This window comes from Flavivirga rizhaonensis (assembly GCF_004791695.1).
Lineage (GTDB): Bacteria > Bacteroidota > Bacteroidia > Flavobacteriales > Flavobacteriaceae > Flavivirga > Flavivirga rizhaonensis.
In genome coordinates this window covers 63,211-78,949 of record NZ_SRSO01000014.1, presented here as the reverse complement: position 1 = coordinate 78,949, position 15,739 = coordinate 63,211, and the positions used below count along the sequence as shown (strand labels likewise).

General features: G+C 32.6%; 16 protein-coding genes. 13 read left to right on the top strand and 3 right to left on the bottom strand.

The window, feature by feature from the left end; all coding sequences use genetic code 11:
• Window positions 1-67 precede the first annotated feature (67 nt).
• Complete coding sequence (locus tag EM932_RS11480) at window positions 68-700, top strand: response regulator (RefSeq protein ID WP_135877332.1); 633 nt, start codon at window positions 68-70, stop codon at window positions 698-700.
• Window positions 701-1,198: 498 nt separating this feature from the next.
• Here the strand turns inward: EM932_RS11480 and odhB are convergent, their stop codons facing one another.
• Complete coding sequence (odhB, locus tag EM932_RS11475; protein WP_135877331.1) at window positions 1,199-2,404, bottom strand: 2-oxoglutarate dehydrogenase complex dihydrolipoyllysine-residue succinyltransferase; 1,206 nt, start codon at window positions 2,402-2,404, stop codon at window positions 1,199-1,201.
• Window positions 2,405-2,450: 46 nt separating this feature from the next.
• Window positions 2,451-5,192: a 2-oxoglutarate dehydrogenase E1 component gene (locus EM932_RS11470; RefSeq protein ID WP_135877330.1), complete on the bottom strand. Its 2,742-nt coding sequence runs from the start codon at window positions 5,190-5,192 to the stop codon at window positions 2,451-2,453.
• 158 nt (window positions 5,193-5,350) lie between these two features.
• On the opposite strand from EM932_RS11470, the gene EM932_RS11465 reads away from it, so the two are divergent.
• On the top strand, window positions 5,351-5,881 hold the full coding sequence (locus EM932_RS11465; protein WP_135877329.1) for an alpha-ketoglutarate decarboxylase: 531 nt from the start codon (window positions 5,351-5,353) through the stop codon (window positions 5,879-5,881).
• Between the two features lie 7 nt (window positions 5,882-5,888).
• Here the strand turns inward: EM932_RS11465 and EM932_RS11460 are convergent, their stop codons facing one another.
• Window positions 5,889-6,320 (bottom strand): RrF2 family transcriptional regulator, encoded by a 432-nt coding sequence (locus tag EM932_RS11460; RefSeq protein ID WP_135877328.1) that lies wholly within the window; start codon window positions 6,318-6,320, stop codon window positions 5,889-5,891.
• A 121-nt stretch (window positions 6,321-6,441) separates the two neighbouring features.
• Between EM932_RS11460 and EM932_RS11455 the strand changes: the two genes are divergently transcribed.
• The 11 genes from EM932_RS11455 to EM932_RS11405 all read left to right on the top strand — a co-directional run bounded on the left by EM932_RS11455 (window position 6,442) and on the right by EM932_RS11405 (window position 15,606).
• Complete coding sequence (locus tag EM932_RS11455) at window positions 6,442-6,942, top strand: c-type cytochrome (RefSeq protein WP_135877327.1); 501 nt, start codon at window positions 6,442-6,444, stop codon at window positions 6,940-6,942.
• A gap of 99 nt (window positions 6,943-7,041) precedes the next feature.
• Window positions 7,042-7,614 (top strand): fasciclin domain-containing protein, encoded by a 573-nt coding sequence (locus EM932_RS11450; protein WP_135877326.1) that lies wholly within the window; start codon window positions 7,042-7,044, stop codon window positions 7,612-7,614.
• A gap of 146 nt (window positions 7,615-7,760) precedes the next feature.
• Window positions 7,761-9,725, top strand: a complete 1,965-nt coding sequence (gene nosZ, locus EM932_RS11445) for a Sec-dependent nitrous-oxide reductase (protein WP_135877325.1) — start codon at window positions 7,761-7,763, stop codon at window positions 9,723-9,725.
• A gap of 224 nt (window positions 9,726-9,949) precedes the next feature.
• Window positions 9,950-10,543: a hypothetical protein gene (locus EM932_RS11440; RefSeq protein WP_135877324.1), complete on the top strand. Its 594-nt coding sequence runs from the start codon at window positions 9,950-9,952 to the stop codon at window positions 10,541-10,543.
• 81 nt (window positions 10,544-10,624) lie between these two features.
• Window positions 10,625-11,065, top strand: coding sequence for a nitrous oxide reductase accessory protein NosL (locus tag EM932_RS11435; protein WP_135877323.1), 441 nt, complete (start codon window positions 10,625-10,627; stop codon window positions 11,063-11,065).
• A 4-nt stretch (window positions 11,066-11,069) separates the two neighbouring features.
• A complete protein-coding gene (locus EM932_RS11430; protein ID WP_135877322.1) occupies window positions 11,070-12,305 on the top strand; it encodes a nitrous oxide reductase family maturation protein NosD in 1,236 nt (411 codons plus the stop codon).
• Complete coding sequence (locus EM932_RS11425) at window positions 12,299-13,006, top strand: ABC transporter ATP-binding protein (protein WP_135877321.1); 708 nt, start codon at window positions 12,299-12,301, stop codon at window positions 13,004-13,006. Before EM932_RS11430 ends, EM932_RS11425 begins: the two co-directional genes overlap by 7 nt.
• Window positions 12,999-13,781 (top strand): ABC transporter permease, encoded by a 783-nt coding sequence (locus EM932_RS11420; RefSeq protein ID WP_135877320.1) that lies wholly within the window; start codon window positions 12,999-13,001, stop codon window positions 13,779-13,781. The genes EM932_RS11425 and EM932_RS11420 overlap by 8 nt, the downstream gene beginning before the upstream one ends.
• A gap of 12 nt (window positions 13,782-13,793) precedes the next feature.
• Window positions 13,794-14,216 carry a hypothetical protein gene (locus EM932_RS11415; RefSeq protein ID WP_135877319.1) on the top strand — a complete coding sequence of 141 codons (423 nt, stop codon included), beginning with the start codon at window positions 13,794-13,796 and terminating at the stop codon, window positions 14,214-14,216.
• A 44-nt stretch (window positions 14,217-14,260) separates the two neighbouring features.
• Window positions 14,261-14,656, top strand: a complete 396-nt coding sequence (locus EM932_RS11410; RefSeq protein WP_135877318.1) for a hypothetical protein — start codon at window positions 14,261-14,263, stop codon at window positions 14,654-14,656.
• Window positions 14,657-14,760: 104 nt separating this feature from the next.
• Complete coding sequence (locus tag EM932_RS11405; RefSeq protein ID WP_135877317.1) at window positions 14,761-15,606, top strand: hypothetical protein; 846 nt, start codon at window positions 14,761-14,763, stop codon at window positions 15,604-15,606.
• The last annotated feature ends 133 nt before the right edge of the window (window positions 15,607-15,739 follow it).

The window sequence follows — 15,739 nt, the reverse complement described above, 5'->3', positions numbered from 1 at the left end:
TAAACATATATATATGTAACTTACATTTTTAATTAATAGTTAATAGCATTTTAATTCTCCTCAAGTAATGAACACCTCAATAGTGATTGCTGATGATCATCCGTTGATGTTAAGAGGTCTGACCGATTTTTTAACTTCAAAAGGTTTTAATATCATAGGAAGTGCCCAGGATGGAAATATGGCTTATAATCTTATAGTAAAACTAAAACCAGAATTAGCCATTCTGGATATAAGAATGCCCCATAAAACTGGACTGGAAATAGCTGAAGCTTGTCAGAAAAACAATTTAAATACTAAAGTTATCCTTATCACTTTTGATAAAGAAGAAGAATTATACGATAAGGCTAAAGAATTTAATGTTTTTGGATATATTTTAAAAGAATTTGCTATTGAAGAAATTGAAACCTGTATTAAACATGTTATTAATGGCACACCATATTTTAGTGAAGAAATTGCATCTTACTTAAACGCAAGTAGTTTAGAACAAAAGCCCGATGTACTAAATTTGCTAACCAAGTCTGAACTAAAAATAGTAAAGCTTATTTCCGAGAATAAAACGAGCCATGATATAGCAGAAGACTTATCTATTTCTGTTCGTACAGTTGATAAGCATAGAAGTAATATAGTTGGCAAATTAGGCTTAGATAATAAACCTACATCACTTTCTCTTTGGGCTAATTTAAATAAAGCTCATTTTTAAAAAATACGTAGAAGTGCGTATTTTTTCTTTCATATCCAAAACATATCTTTACAGTGCTATTAATTAGTTCTTAGGGAGAATTATAGAAAGCTCTAAATTGTAATGATTTAGAGCTTTCGCTTTTTTAAAAAACTCATCTTCAATTAAAAATACGTAGAACTGCGTATTTTTTTTTTCATCTATGCAACATACCTTTACAGTGCTATTAATTAATTCTTTGAGAGAGAATTTTTCTAAAACTCTGCGCTAGCTAAGGTGCAGAGTTTTTAATCAAAATAATCTAAGGTAATAACAAGTTTAAAAGTAACAACAATGGAAAAAGGAAATGATGTTATTGATAAATACTGTATGATAGGATTAGGTGTTTTAGTTGTTATTGTTATTTCTATAAACCTTATAATGTGTTTTAGTTAGTAAATATATAAGTTAAGTTAAAGAAAAAAGGAGCTATCAAATAATATTGATAGCTCTTTTTTTTATTTAAAATCAAGACCTTTCTTAAAGTTCTAAAGCTTTCTTAATATCATTATTCATTAATAATTCTACTGGGTTTTCTAAAGCTTCTTTTACGGCAACTAAAAAACCAACACTCTCTTTACCATCAATAATTCTGTGGTCATATGAAAGGGCTACATACATAATTGGACGTATTTCTACTTTTCCATTAATTGCCACCGGACGCTCAACAATATTATGCATTCCTAAAATACCACTTTGTGGTGGATTAATAATTGGTGTAGATAACATACTGCCAAATACACCTCCGTTAGATATTGTAAAAGTTCCTCCTGTCATTTCATCAACCGTAATTTGCCCATCACGTGCACGAATAGCTAAACGTTTCACTTCTGCTTCAACACCTCTAAAGCTTAAATTCTCTACGTTTCTCATTACAGGCACCATCAATCCTTTAGGTCCAGAAACAGCAATGCTAATATCACAAAAATCATAGCTTATCATTTCTTTACCATCAATCATTGAGTTAACTGCTGGATACATTTTTAATGCTCTAACAACTGACAAAGTAAAGAAACTCATAAACCCTAAACCAACACCGTGCTTTGTTTTAAATGTTTCTTTATATTCTGAACGTAGTGCAAAAATTGGAGACATATCAACCTCATTAAAGGTTGTTAACATGGCCGTTGTATTTTTAGCTTCAACTAAACGTTCAGCAACTTTACGACGTAACATAGACATTTTACTTCGTGATGTTCCTCTACTACCTCCAGTTGGTGTTCCCATAGAAGGCACTGCTTTTACAGCATCTTCTTTAGTCACTCTACCATCTTTTCCTGTTCCGGAAATAGAAGTTGCATCCATACCTTTTTCTGCTAAAATCTTTTTAGCTGCAGGACTTGCAGAACCTGTTGCATATGTTTTTGCTTCCGGTGCTGCTTGTTTTGGAGTTTCAGCTTTTGGAGCTTCTTCTTTTTTGGCTTCTTTTGCATCCCCTTCTGGTTTTGCTGCACTTGTATCGATTAAGCATACAACAGCCCCAACTTCAACTGCATCACCTTCTTCCGCTTTAAGTGTAATAGTTCCACTAACTTCTGCTGGTAATTCTAATGTTGCTTTATCACTATCTACCTCTGCTATAGCTTGGTCTTTCTCTACATAATCTCCATCTTCCACTAACCATGTTGCTATTTCCACTTCTGTAATGGATTCCCCTGGCGAAGGCACTTTCATTTCTAAAATCATTCTTTATAATTTTAATTGTATATGAATTATTTCTTTTTAATATAAACTAGTTGCTATTGAAAACTGCATCAATAACAGATCGTTGTCTTCTCTTATCTCTTGTACTGGATCCTGGTGCCGGCACCGAACTATATGGTCTTGAAGCTACTTCTAACTTCACCAAATCCATACGTTGTGCCATAAAACTCCAAGCTCCCATGTTTTTAGGTTCTTCTTGTGCCCAAACATAGTTTTCTACATTTGGATATTTATTTATAATGTCTTGTATACGTTCTAAATGTAGTGGGAATAATTGCTCAATTCTTACTAAAGCAATATCTTCTTTTCCTAATGATTCTCTTTCTGCCAATAAATCGTAATAGAATTTACCTGTACAGAAAACTAATTTTTTTACATTCTCAGGAGCAATCGTATCGTCTATAACTTCTTCAAACTTACCACTTGCTAATTCATTTATTGATGATACAGCTTTTGGATGACGCAATAAACTTTTAGGTGTAAAAACAACTAAAGGTTTTCTGAAATCACGTTTCATTTGACGACGCAATAAGTGGAAAAAGTTTGCTGGTGTAGAACAATCTGCAACAATCATATTATCTTCACCACACAATTGTAAATAACGTTCTATCCTCGCTGATGAATGTTCAGACCCTTGTCCTTCATATCCATGAGGTAACAACACAACAATTCCATTTTGAGACTTCCATTTATCTTCGGCTGCCGATAAATATTGGTCAAAAATAATCTGTGCCCCATTACTAAAATCACCAAACTGTGCTTCCCAAACAGTTAATGTATTTGGGGTAGCCATGGCATAACCATAATCAAAACCAAGAACCCCATATTCAGATAAGAAAGAATTGTAAATATCCATATTACCCTTATTATCCGGATTTGTATTTAATAAATTAATACGTTCTTCAGATATTTCATCACGCAAAATAGCATGACGGTGGCTAAATGTTCCTCGCTCTACATCCTGACCCGAGATACGTACATTGTAACCGTCTTCCATCAAACTACCATAAGCCAAAGTTTCAGCCATTCCCCAATCAAGCGTATCAGTTTCAAAAACCATTTTTTTGCGCCCATCAAGAATTCTTTCTGCTTTACGCAAAAACTTAACGCCTTCTGGAACTGTTGATACTATTTTTGAAATACCTTCTAATTTATTCTTTGGATACTTTGTTTCTACGGTTTCAAGCATGCCGTCTATACCTTTACGTTCAAACGCAGACCAACGCTCTTGCATAAACTCTCTAACCTTTGAAGACTCTGCCTCTTTAGATTTAGCATATTCTTTTTCTAAGGTATCTTTAAAATCTGCAACAATTTTATCTACGTAGGCTTTATCAATGGTATTTTCTGCAATTAACTTTTCAGAATATATTTTAAACGGATTAGAGTGCTTTGATATATTTTTATATAGTTTAGGTTGTGTAAAACGAGGCTCGTCACCTTCATTGTGTCCATATTTACGGTAACCTAATAAATCTATGTATACGTCTTTTTTATAACGCATTCTATATTCCAAAGCCATCTCGACAGCATGTACTACTGCTTCGGCATCATCTGAATTAACATGTAATACAGGCGATAAAGTTACTTTGGCAACATCTGTACAATAGGTACTGGATCGTGCATCCAAATAATTCGTAGTAAAACCGATTTGATTATTAACTACAATATGAACAGTCCCCCCTGTTTTATAACCATTTAACTGACTCATCTGTGCTACCTCATATACCACACCTTGCCCAGCAATGGCTGCATCTCCGTGCACTATAATTGGCAATATTTTTGAATTATCACCATCATAATCACTATCAATCTTTGCACGTGTAATACCTTCTGCAACGGGAGCAACCGTTTCTAAATGCGATGGATTTGGTACCAAATTCATCTTAATATTCTTACCGTTTTGGTAAGTTTTATCTAAAGTTAAACCTAAATGATACTTGACGTCACCATCAATATTTTCATCTTCAAAATCTTTACCATCAAACTCGCTAAAAAGCTCATTTAATGGTTTTCTAAATATATTAACCAATGTGCTTAAACGTCCACGATGCGCCATACCTAAGACACATTCTTTTACTCCATATTTTTCTACCGAATAAAAAAGGACATTACTAATTGCTGGAATTAAAGACTCGCCTCCTTCTAAGGAAAAACGCTTTTGTCCTACATATTTAGTTTGCAAAAAGTTTTCAAACGTAACCGCTTGATTCAATTTAGAAAGTATATATTTTTTGGTTTCTACCGAATAATTAGGCTGATTATCATTTTTATTAAGCTGAGTTTGCCACCAGCTAATAACCTCTGGATTACGCAAATACATATACTCAACACCAATAGAACTACAATAAATATTTTCTAAATGATCAATTATTCTTCGCAAGGTTTTAGCTCCAATACCTAGAATTTCTCCTGCATTAAAAACAGTATCTAAATCGTTTTCGGAAAGACCGAAATTTTGTAATTCTAAAGTAGGCGTGTAACTTCTACGCTCTCTTACTGGATTTGTTTTAGTAAACAAATGACCACGCATCCTGTAACCATCAATAAGCCTAACAACATTAAATTCCTTTTGAACGTGTTCTGGAATTTGAGTAGAAACATCTTCTACAATCTCTCCACTTAATCCATAGTTCTCACTACCAAAATCATACCCTTGAAAAAAAGCTCTCCAACTAGGTTCTACCGAATCTGGATTTTGTAAATATTGATCGTATAAATCAGCAAAATATGCTGTATGTGCTGCGTTTAAAAATGAAAATTTATCCATTGTTATTTTTAATCCCGTGTAGGTTAGTCAAAATATTCTCCAAAAATACAACTTTTACTAAAATTAGATGTTTCTTTGACTATATTTATAGAGAGACAATACCCTTTTAACGAATATACTATTATAACATGTTAATTTTTTAACGATTTCTAATTTTGATGAAGACATTGCTTACGATTAATAAAAAAATAGCTCTAATTATTCTCGTTTTTTCGTTTAGTCTAAACCATATAATTGCACAGCAAAAAACCAATTATTTTTGGAATCATGTTCGTTTTGGTGGGGGTATTGGATTAAATTTTGGTAATGATTTTTTTAGTGGAACTCTAGCTCCCAGCGCTATTTACGAATTTGACAAAACTTTTGCATTGGGTTTAGGACTCAATGGTACATTCGATAGTCAAAAGAGGGTTTATAAATCAACTATTTTAGGAGGTAGTTTAATTGGATTATTTAACATCATTAATGAGATACAACTTTCGGCTGAATTTGAACAACTTCATGTAAACCGACGCTATAACACTAATTTAAATATTCCTAACGATAACTATTGGTCACCTGCTTTATTTCTTGGTGCTGGTTATAGAAGTGGCAATGTGACTTTTGGAGTGAGATATGATATTTTATTTGATGACAACAAAAGTATTTATATTGACCCTTGGGCACCTTTTGTAAGGTTTTATTTTTAGACCGAAATTAAAGAGGCAGAAAAGCATTTCCTGCTTCAACTTCTTTGACTAAATCTTTTATCATTCTAGATTTTAAATTGTTCAATATCTGAGCTCTTGAAGCACTTAACTCATTATGTAATGGACAAGGCTTTTCTTCATTACATTTTTTTAAACTCATCAAGCAAGATTTTAATCTTTTCTCTCCATCTATAACATTTACAATGCTCATTATAGAATGGTTCATATTATTTTCATCTAAATAAAATCCTCCTCTTGGTCCTCTGGCAGAAGACACTATGCCTTCTTTAACTAATGGCTGTAATAATTTGGCTATGTAAGCTTGTGGAACGTTTATAGGTTTAGAAATATCCTTAACCATTACTTTCTTCTTTTCACTGGCATTTAAGGCTAAAAATAACACCGCCTTAATAGCATATTTTGATGAATTTGATAACATATTTTAAATGATAGTAAACATAAGGCAAAGATAAAGAGGATGTTTTTATCTTGAATATGATTTTTATCATATTTTATTGAAACATATGGGTTTAAATTTGTGCCACTAAATCAAACTAAATATGAAAAAAACACTAAATATTGCAATGATATTGTTTGTATCATTTCTAATAAGCTGTGGTGGTAAAGAAGAAAAAAAGAAAGAAGGGTTTTCCTATGAAAAAAAAGCACCTACAGAACAAAAAATAAAAAAAGTTGAGTCCTTACCTGCATCTAAACAAATAGATCTAGATAACAAAGGTATTGGGCCTATTTCATCTATTAGTCTTGCTTCAGAAATAGATCAAACTATGGCAAATCATGGCGCTGATGTATTTAAGAAAATGTGTGCTGCTTGTCACAGACCAGACAAAAAATTTATTGGACCTGCTCCAAAAAATATTTTAAGCAGACGTTCTCCTGAATGGGTTATGAATATGATATTGAATCCAGATGAAATGGTCCAAAAAGACCCATTAGCAAAAGCGTTACTTATTGAATTTAATGGCTCTCCTATGGCAAATCAGAATTTATCAGAGGAAGATGCCAGAGCTGTATTAGAATATTTTAGAACATTAAAATAACAGTCTAATGAAATGAACATAATTAAAAATTTCGATATAACCTGAAATATTTACTATGTGAGTGACATCTGGCTACTAACTAACACTAAATACAAACAGATGAAAACATTAAAGCAGACTATTCTCATGTTGCTGTGTATTATAACATTCACAGCTTGTAAAAACGAAAACAAAGAAGCCTTAACAAATTCAAAATCTGAAAAAGTAACCACTCCGAAAGAAAAATCTGGGCAAGCTTTTATAAAAGATGATGAAGGTAAACCTACAGTTTTGCACATAGCCATTGGCTCTAAAGATCATACAACTTTAGTCGCTGCTGTTCAAGCAGCAGAGTTAGAAAATGCTTTAGTAAACGCAGGTCCATTAATGGTATTTGCACCAACAAACGAGGCATTTGCAGCTTTACCAGAAGGCACTGTAGAAAATTTATTGAAGCCAGAAAACAAAGACGCTTTGGCCAATATCCTAAAATACCACGTAACGCCCGGAAATTACTCGAAAGATTTTCTTAAAAAATTTAAAAAACTAGGGCAAGCAAACAACGGTTATGTTAAAGTAGAAGTTGTAGATGGTGAACCACTAATTGGTGGTGCTAAAATTATTGCAAGTGTACCAGCAGGTAATGGTATTGTGCATGTTATTGATAAAGTATTATTACCTCCTACGGAGTAAAAAATTTCTTGAAATTTTATATTTCACCTCACCCAGAACTGCCTTTTTTAACAGTTCTGACCTCTTCAAAGGATAGGTAAATAGGAACTCCCGATTCAAGAGTCGGAGAATTTTTAGATTAAAACACTAACTAAATTTAAAAGACAATGAAGAATATTTTAAAATCAACGCTTGCATTATTAAGTGTTCTTGTAGCATTTACAAGCTGTAATAACGCATCAAAATCTAATTCTGGAGCCCTTTCTAGCAGTGCCGCAGAAAAAGTTTATGTAGCTCCTGGAGAACATGACGAATTCTACGCCTTTATATCTGGTGGTTTTAGTGGACAACTTTCTGTTTACGGTTTACCATCTGGACGTTTATTCAAAGTCATTCCCGTATTTTCTCAAGATGCTGAAAAAGCTTATGGATACAACGAAGAAACAAAACCTATGCTAAATACCTCTCATGGTTTTGTGCCTTGGGATGATTCACACCATCCAGACATTTCTCAAACAAACGGTGAAATAGATGGTCGTTGGATATTTATTAATGGTAACAACACACCACGTATTGCAAAAATAGACTTATCAACTTTTGAAACTACAGAAATCATTGAAGTTCCAAATAGTGCGGGTAACCACAGTTCTTCTTTTGTAACCGAAAATTCAGAGTATGTTGTTGCGGGAACTCGTTTTTCAATTCCAATTCCCCAAAAGGATATGCCTATAAAAGACTATAAAGGCAACTTTAAAGGGGCTTTATCTTTTATTTCTATCGATCCAGAACATGGGCATATGGATATTAAATTCCAATTAATAATGCCAGGTTTCGATTATGATTTATCGCATCCCGGTCGTGGAAAATCTCATGGTTGGTTCTTCTTTACGACTTATAATACGGAAGAAGCAAGTACCCTTATGGAAGTAAATGCATCTCAAAATGATAAAGATTTTATTGCCGCTGTTAACTGGAAGAAAATTGAAGAATATGTAAATAATGGTGGTGGTACTATGATGCCTGCAAATTATGCACATAATGTGTATGACGAAGCAACACATTCTGCGACTTCAACTATGAAAAAAGAAGTACGCGTTGTAAATCCATTAGATGTTCCTGGTGCTGTTTATTTCTTACCAACACCAAAATCTCCTCATGGTTGTGATGTTGATCCAACTGGAGAATACATAGTTGGCAACGGAAAATTATCTGCTAATTTAACAGTGCATTCTTTCACTAAAATGCTAGCCGCTATTGAGAACAATAAAGTAGCTGGTGATGCTTATGGTATTCCTATCTTAAATTTCGAAGATGTATTAGCCGGTGTAGTTGAACAACCTGGTTTAGGACCTTTACATACAGAATTTGATGGTAAAGGAAATGCATACACTACTTTCTTTATTTCTTCTGAAGTTGTAAAATGGAAATTAGGAACTTGGGAAGTTGTAGACAGACAACCTTGTTACTATTCCGTTGGTCACTTAATGATTCCTGGAGGAAACTCACAAAAACCTTGGGGAAAATATGTCGTAGCGATGAATAAAATTACCAAAGATCGTTATTTACCAACAGGTCCCGAAGTAACACAGTCGGCTCAACTTTATGATATTTCTGGAGAGAAAATGGAATTGTTATTAGATTTTCCAACAATTGGTGAGCCTCACTATGCTGCTGGATGTCCTGCAGATTTAATAAAACCACGTTCTAAAAAACTTTTCAAATTAGAAGACAACAAACATCCATATGCTGCTTTAAGCGAAGCAGACACAAAAGTTGTTAGAGATGGCAAAACGGTTCATGTTTATATGACCACAATACGTAGTCACTTTGCGCCAGATAATATAGAAGGTGTTAAAGTAGGTGACAAAGTATATTTCCATGTAACAAATTTAGAGCAAGATTACGATGTGCCTCACGGTGTAAGTATGATTGGAGCTAATACTTCAGAACTACTAATTATGCCAGGACAAACAGAAACCTTTCTATGGGAACCTAAACAAGTAGGTGTATGGCCTTTTTATTGTACAGATTTCTGTTCTGCATTACATCAAGAAATGCAAGGATATGTTCGCGTATCTCCGGCAAATGCTAATACACCTTTAAAATGGTCGCTTGGTGAAGATATTGAATAGAAGGGGGATTTTATTTTAGTGTTTATTTCCCTATTTAAGGCGAGAGTTATTTATTTCGCTCTCGCCTTTCTTTTTAAAACCACTAAATTCCTGCGAAAGCAGGAATCTCAAGAAATATTTTCCTAATTAATATTAGAATGCTTAATGCTCTTGAATAAGGATAACACCTTAAAAATAATAGTATAACTAAAAACGAGATTCCCGTTTTCATGGGAATTATAAAGATGAAAAGATCAAATATCATCATGCTAATTGCGGCTTTATTACCTCTAGGGCTATTCTTTTTCCCCCTATGGAAAATAACACTGGAAGCACCGCAATACCCAACTCCGTTAGGTATGTATATTCATATTAATGATTTTTCTGATGTACACCCACATGATATTAAGAACATTAATTTAATGAACCATTACGTAGGAATGAAATACATTCCTGAAGCAATTCCTGAGTTTAAAATTTTTCCCATAGGAATTATTATTACAACGGTTATAGGCTTATTAATTGCTTTTAAAGGTAACTATAAATGGTTCTTATTCTGGTTTATTTTAATGATTGTTTTAAGTAGTGCAGGGCTTTATGATTTCTATCTGTGGGAGCACGATTATGGTCATGACTTAGACCCTAAAGCCATTATGAAGTTTACGAATCCAGATGGAAGCGTTATGGGTTTTCAACCTCCTCTATTTGGAAGTAAGGACATTTTAAATTTTAAAGCACATTCTTACCCAAGATTAGGAGCATTCTTCTTAGGGTTAGGAATTGCAGCCTCATTCGTAGCTTATTTATTTGGAAAGAAACAGAATAAAATCCCATCCTAAATCCTTCCCAAAGGGAAGGACTTGATACAATTAAGTTCCTTTCCTTTGGAAAGGGTTAGGGATAGGACTAAAACACTAAACATGAAAACACTAAAACACTATTCAACAATAACACTATTGCTGCTGCTCTGCTTTAGCTGTAATATTAAACCACAAGCCATTGATTATGGAAATGACGGCTGTCATTTTTGTAAAATGACTATTGTAGACAAAGTTCACGCTGCCGAAATTGTTACAAAAAAAGGCAAAGTATATAAATTTGATGCTACAGAATGTATGATTAATTTCATAAAAGAATTTGACTCATCAGAAATCCAACTCTATTTATCAAACAATTATAAAGAACCAGAAGCTTTAATAGATGCTACACAAGCCACGTTCTTAATAAGCAAAAAAGTTCCTAGTCCCATGGGTGCATTTCTATCAGCTTTTAAAGCAGAAGAAGATGCTAAAAAAATCCAGATAGAAAAAGGCGGAACACTATATAATTGGAAAGAGTTATTAGCGCACTTTAAAGGCTAATATTATGAAAAACTTATTGCTTTTTTTCACTGCTATTTTAATGGCCTACTCTATATATGCTCAAAATATTGAGGTCTGTAATACATGTGCTGTTTCAACTTTAAAAAATGCCGTCTCAATAGCTAAAGATTTTGATACTATTGTCTTAAAAAAAGGTACTTACAAAGAATATAATATTCTAGTTGATAAACCGCTAACTATTATTGGCGAAAATTACCCAGTAATTGATGGTGAATTAAAAGGTGAAATAATAACCATTGTTTCTGATAATGTAACGGTTGATGGTTTATTCATTATAAATGTTGGCACAAGCTATACTGAAGATTATGCTGCCATTCGGGTAAGAAAAAGCAAGAATTTCGTGATTCAAAATTTAGTTTTAGAAAAACTGTTTTTTGGAATTTATTTAGAAAAATCACGAGATGGAAAAGTATTTCATAACAAGATCATTGGAGATGCTGTTGAAGAATATAATTCTGGAAATGGTATTCAATTATGGTACAGTAAAAATATTGAAATCGAACACAATTTTGTACAACATGTACGTGATGGTATTTATTTAGAATTTTCTGATGATTGTCTAATTAAAAACAATGTTAGCACAAAAAACCTTCGTTATGGTTTACATTTTATGTTTTCTAACAATGACATTTACCAGGACAATACATTTGAGAAAAATGGTGCGGGTGTTGCCGTTATGTTTTCGAAAAAGATAAAGATGCTAAATAACATTTTTAAGGAAAACTGGGGAACAGCATCTTATGGTATGCTTTTAAAAGAAATAAATGATGCCGAAATTATAGGAAACACTTTTGAAGAAAACACCATTGGTATTAACATTGAAGGCTCCAATCGTATTATTTATAAAAACAATAATTTTATTAATAACGGGTGGGCTATAAAAGTTCGAGGTGCTTGCTACACGAATAGTTTTGTAGAAAATAATTTTCTATATAACTCCTTCGATATATCCTATAACAGCAAGATAAACGATAACATTTTTAATAAAAATTACTGGACGAGTTATACTGGTTATGACCTTAATAAGGATGGCATTGGAGATGTGCCTTACAGACCTGTGAAACTCTTTTCATATATCGTAAACAGAACTCCAGAAACGATCATTCTGTTGCGTAGTTTATTTATTGATATTATTGATTTTTCTGAAAAAGTCTCACCAGTTTTCACGCCAGATAATTTACTAGACAACAACCCATTAACAAAGAGAATAACATGGTAAATATTGAAAACCTGCATAAAAGGTTTAATAAAAATATAGTCTTGAGTGGTGTAGATCTAAACATTACCGAAGGCGGCATTTTCGCTATTCTTGGACCTAACGGGTCAGGAAAAACTACCCTTATTAAATCAATTTTAGGGATGGTTATTCCAAACAAAGGCACTATTAATGTCTTAGGAGAAAACATTAAAAACAGTTCTAACTATAGACATAAAATTGATTATTTACCGCAAATCGCAAATTTTCCTAACAACTTAAAAGTTAAAGAACTTATTAAAATGATAAAAGATTTACGTGGAGACACGAATGAAGATGAACGCTTAATTGAACTCTTTACTTTGCACCCTTTTTTAGATAAGAAATTGGGTAATCTTTCTGGTGGCACCAAACAAAAAGTGAATCTGGTTTTAACGTTCATGTTCGATAGCCCTCTAATTATTTTAGACGAACCAACTACGGGCCTAGACCCTATTTCACTTATACGATTGAAAGATTTAATTCAGACAGAAAAAGCGAAAGGAAAAACCATCTTAATCACTTCGCATATTATGAGTTTTGTTGAAGAGGTTTCAGATGAAATTGTATTTCTTTTAGAAGGGCAAATTTACTTTAGGGGCTCTATTTCAGAATTAAAAAACAAAACCAATCAACCAGATTTTGAACACGCTATTGCGTCCATTTTAACAGAGAATAATGCTTAAAATATTAAAATATAGTTTTTTCGATTTAATGCGTAGCCGTTGGAGTTATGTCTATTTCGCGTTTTATCTATTACTCGGAATCGTTTTACTATTTCTTAATAATGATTTATCAAAAGCGGTCATTACATTAATGAATGTCATTATAGTACTAGTTCCATTAATAGGAACCATTTTTGGGGTGATGTATTATTATAATTCTAAAGAATTTACAGAATTGTTATTGGCACAACCTCTAAAACGCTCATCTATATTCCTGGGGCAATATCTAGGCGTTGCCATCTCCTTATCTATGAGTTTAATTTTAGGATTAGGCATCCCGTTTATCGCTTATGGATTATTCAAATCAAATGCTATTTGGGATTTTTATTTACTCCTAATTACAGGAACATTTCTAACACTAATTTTTACAGCGTTAGCTTTTAATATCGCACTAACTAACGAAAATAAGATTAAAGGTTTTGGATATGCCATTTTGCTTTGGCTCTTTCTAGCCATTATTTACGACGGTTTGTTTTTAATGTCTCTAGTGTTATTTGAAGATTATCCGTTAGACAAACTATCTCTAATTGGTACCATGTTAAACCCTATAGATTTATCAAGAACACTTATTTTATTAAAACTGGATATTTCAGCATTATTAGGATATACAGGAGCTGTCTTTAAAAAATTCTTTGGAACTAATTTTGGACTCATCATATCTTTCGTAATGTTAGTTATTTGGGTTATTTTACCTGTATTACGAATTGTATTAAAATCTAAAAAGAAGGATTTTTAATTTACTTGCCTTATGAAATATTTAATATTTACATGTTTGATTTTTATGACCTTTAACTGTAAAAACAACAACACTGAAACTGAAACAGATGTTAATCTTGATGCATTAATATTGAATCAAGGGAAACCATGGATTGTAAACAATGAAACCCATATTGGTATTACTAAAATGGATTCCTTAATTACAAAATTTGCAGCCTCAAAAGGTCAAAATTATACACTACTAGGCGAATCATTATCAAAACAAACCAGCTATATCATTAAAAATTGTTCTATGAAAGGAACAGCACATGATCAGCTACATGTTGTTTTGGTTCCTATGTTAGATGACATTTCTGTTATGAAAGAAGTCAATGATATTAGAGCAAAAAAGACAGCACTATTAAAGTTACAAATTTATATAGAACAGTATTTTAAGCATTTTACAACCGAATGACATGTGTCATATTTTAAAACCTAACAATACTCTAATTTTGCAGAATGATTAAGGCATTTGCACATAAAATCATAGCATCGTTTTTGGTAATTATGTTGTTTGCACATAACATTAATACCTTGACGATTATTGGTGATTTTATCATTAATCAAGACTTTATTGCTAAAACATTATGTATTCAAAAAGAGAATCAGCAAGGCTGTCATGGTAAATGTCACTTAACAAAACAATTGGCAGAAAACAACCCCGATTCTAATAATCAATTACCGTCTCAAGAAAATAAAAGATTAGAATTGGACATTTATTGTTTTTTTATTTCAGATATCTTAGATATTCATTCAAACAAGTTTGTCTTACCTCGAGTTCACTTATTTCATAAAACATCCAAAACCGTAAAAACACTCTTAGAGGTAGAAACACCTCCCCCAATGTTTAGTTAATTTTTCTTGTTACAAAACCTAATGGTTTTATCTGTTCTTCTGACTTATATAAATGAGTGAGACAGAGTTTCTACATATTTTTCAAAAATATTAAAACATTTAAAATGAAACTAAAGTATATATTACCAATCTTAATTATAAGCCTATTTACAGTAGGGTGTTCTACCGATGACAATGATGCTCCAATAGTAGATGAAGTTGAAAATCTTATTAAAATCCAAGAGATTAAAAACGCCGATCATACCATCGAATTATATAATGAAACAGGAAAGTTCAATACAGGTTATAATAATATAACTCTAAGAATGAAAGATAACACTAACGATTCTTATCTTGAAAGTGCAAGTATTTCCTGGATGCCGATGATGCAAATGCCATCCATGCAGCATTCCTGTCCAAAATCTGCAATTACAAAAATCACAGATAAGAAAACACTCTATGAAGGCTCTGTAATATACCAAATGACTAATGCTGATGGTTCTGGTTGGTCATTAATATTCGAATACACCATAAACAATGAATATTACACGGCTACAGATACTATTTCTGTAATACAATCTGAAAAACAAAATGTAGCAAGCTTTATGGGAAGCGATGATAAACGCTATATCGCAGCACTCATTGAACCTAAAGATCCAATAATTGGTATTAATGATCTTATGGTTGGATTATATAAAATGGAAAACATGATGTCTTTTCCAATTGTACAAGATTACACAATCATGTTAGATCCAAGAATGCCAGGAATGGGAAATCACAGTTCTCCTAACAACACCGATTTAAGTTATGATTCTACAGATAGTATGTATCATGGTGATTTATCATTGACAATGACTGGTTACTGGGTTCTTAACTTAAAGTTAATGAGCAGTGATGACACACTTATAAAAGGTGAAGATGTTACTGAGTCTAATGAAAAAAGTTCTCTATACTTGGAGTTAGAATTTTAATTGTTAAAAAGATGATTTAGTAGAAATTCTCAAAAAGTGTCATTCAGAGGGAGGAACGACCGAAGAATCTAAAGGAAGCTTTTTGTTTTCATTTAATATGAAGATAGTGAGATTCTTCGCTTCGCTCTGAATG

What these genes read in the sequence shown, in the direction of transcription:
- EM932_RS11420 (WP_135877320.1), top strand. Translation starts at nt 12,999, where the DNA reads ATGCTTAAAATATTAAAATATAGTTTTTTCGATTTAATGCGTAGCCGT.
- EM932_RS11455 (WP_135877327.1), top strand. Translation starts at nt 6,442, where the DNA reads ATGAAAAAAACACTAAATATTGCAATGATATTGTTTGTATCATTTCTA.
- EM932_RS11410 (WP_135877318.1), top strand. Translation starts at nt 14,261, where the DNA reads ATGATTAAGGCATTTGCACATAAAATCATAGCATCGTTTTTGGTAATT.
- EM932_RS11450 (WP_135877326.1), top strand. Translation starts at nt 7,042, where the DNA reads ATGAAAACATTAAAGCAGACTATTCTCATGTTGCTGTGTATTATAACA.
- EM932_RS11470 (WP_135877330.1), bottom strand. Translation starts at nt 5,192, where the DNA reads ATGGATAAATTTTCATTTTTAAACGCAGCACATACAGCATATTTTGCT.
- EM932_RS11430 (WP_135877322.1), top strand. Translation starts at nt 11,070, where the DNA reads ATGAAAAACTTATTGCTTTTTTTCACTGCTATTTTAATGGCCTACTCT.
- EM932_RS11425 (WP_135877321.1), top strand. Translation starts at nt 12,299, where the DNA reads ATGGTAAATATTGAAAACCTGCATAAAAGGTTTAATAAAAATATAGTC.
- EM932_RS11465 (WP_135877329.1), top strand. Translation starts at nt 5,351, where the DNA reads ATGAAGACATTGCTTACGATTAATAAAAAAATAGCTCTAATTATTCTC.
- EM932_RS11435 (WP_135877323.1), top strand. Translation starts at nt 10,625, where the DNA reads ATGAAAACACTAAAACACTATTCAACAATAACACTATTGCTGCTGCTC.
- EM932_RS11415 (WP_135877319.1), top strand. Translation starts at nt 13,794, where the DNA reads ATGAAATATTTAATATTTACATGTTTGATTTTTATGACCTTTAACTGT.
- odhB (WP_135877331.1), bottom strand. Translation starts at nt 2,404, where the DNA reads ATGATTTTAGAAATGAAAGTGCCTTCGCCAGGGGAATCCATTACAGAA.
- EM932_RS11460 (WP_135877328.1), bottom strand. Translation starts at nt 6,320, where the DNA reads ATGTTATCAAATTCATCAAAATATGCTATTAAGGCGGTGTTATTTTTA.
- EM932_RS11405 (WP_135877317.1), top strand. Translation starts at nt 14,761, where the DNA reads ATGAAACTAAAGTATATATTACCAATCTTAATTATAAGCCTATTTACA.
- EM932_RS11440 (WP_135877324.1), top strand. Translation starts at nt 9,950, where the DNA reads ATGAAAAGATCAAATATCATCATGCTAATTGCGGCTTTATTACCTCTA.
- nosZ (WP_135877325.1), top strand. Translation starts at nt 7,761, where the DNA reads ATGAAGAATATTTTAAAATCAACGCTTGCATTATTAAGTGTTCTTGTA.
- EM932_RS11480 (WP_135877332.1), top strand. Translation starts at nt 68, where the DNA reads ATGAACACCTCAATAGTGATTGCTGATGATCATCCGTTGATGTTAAGA.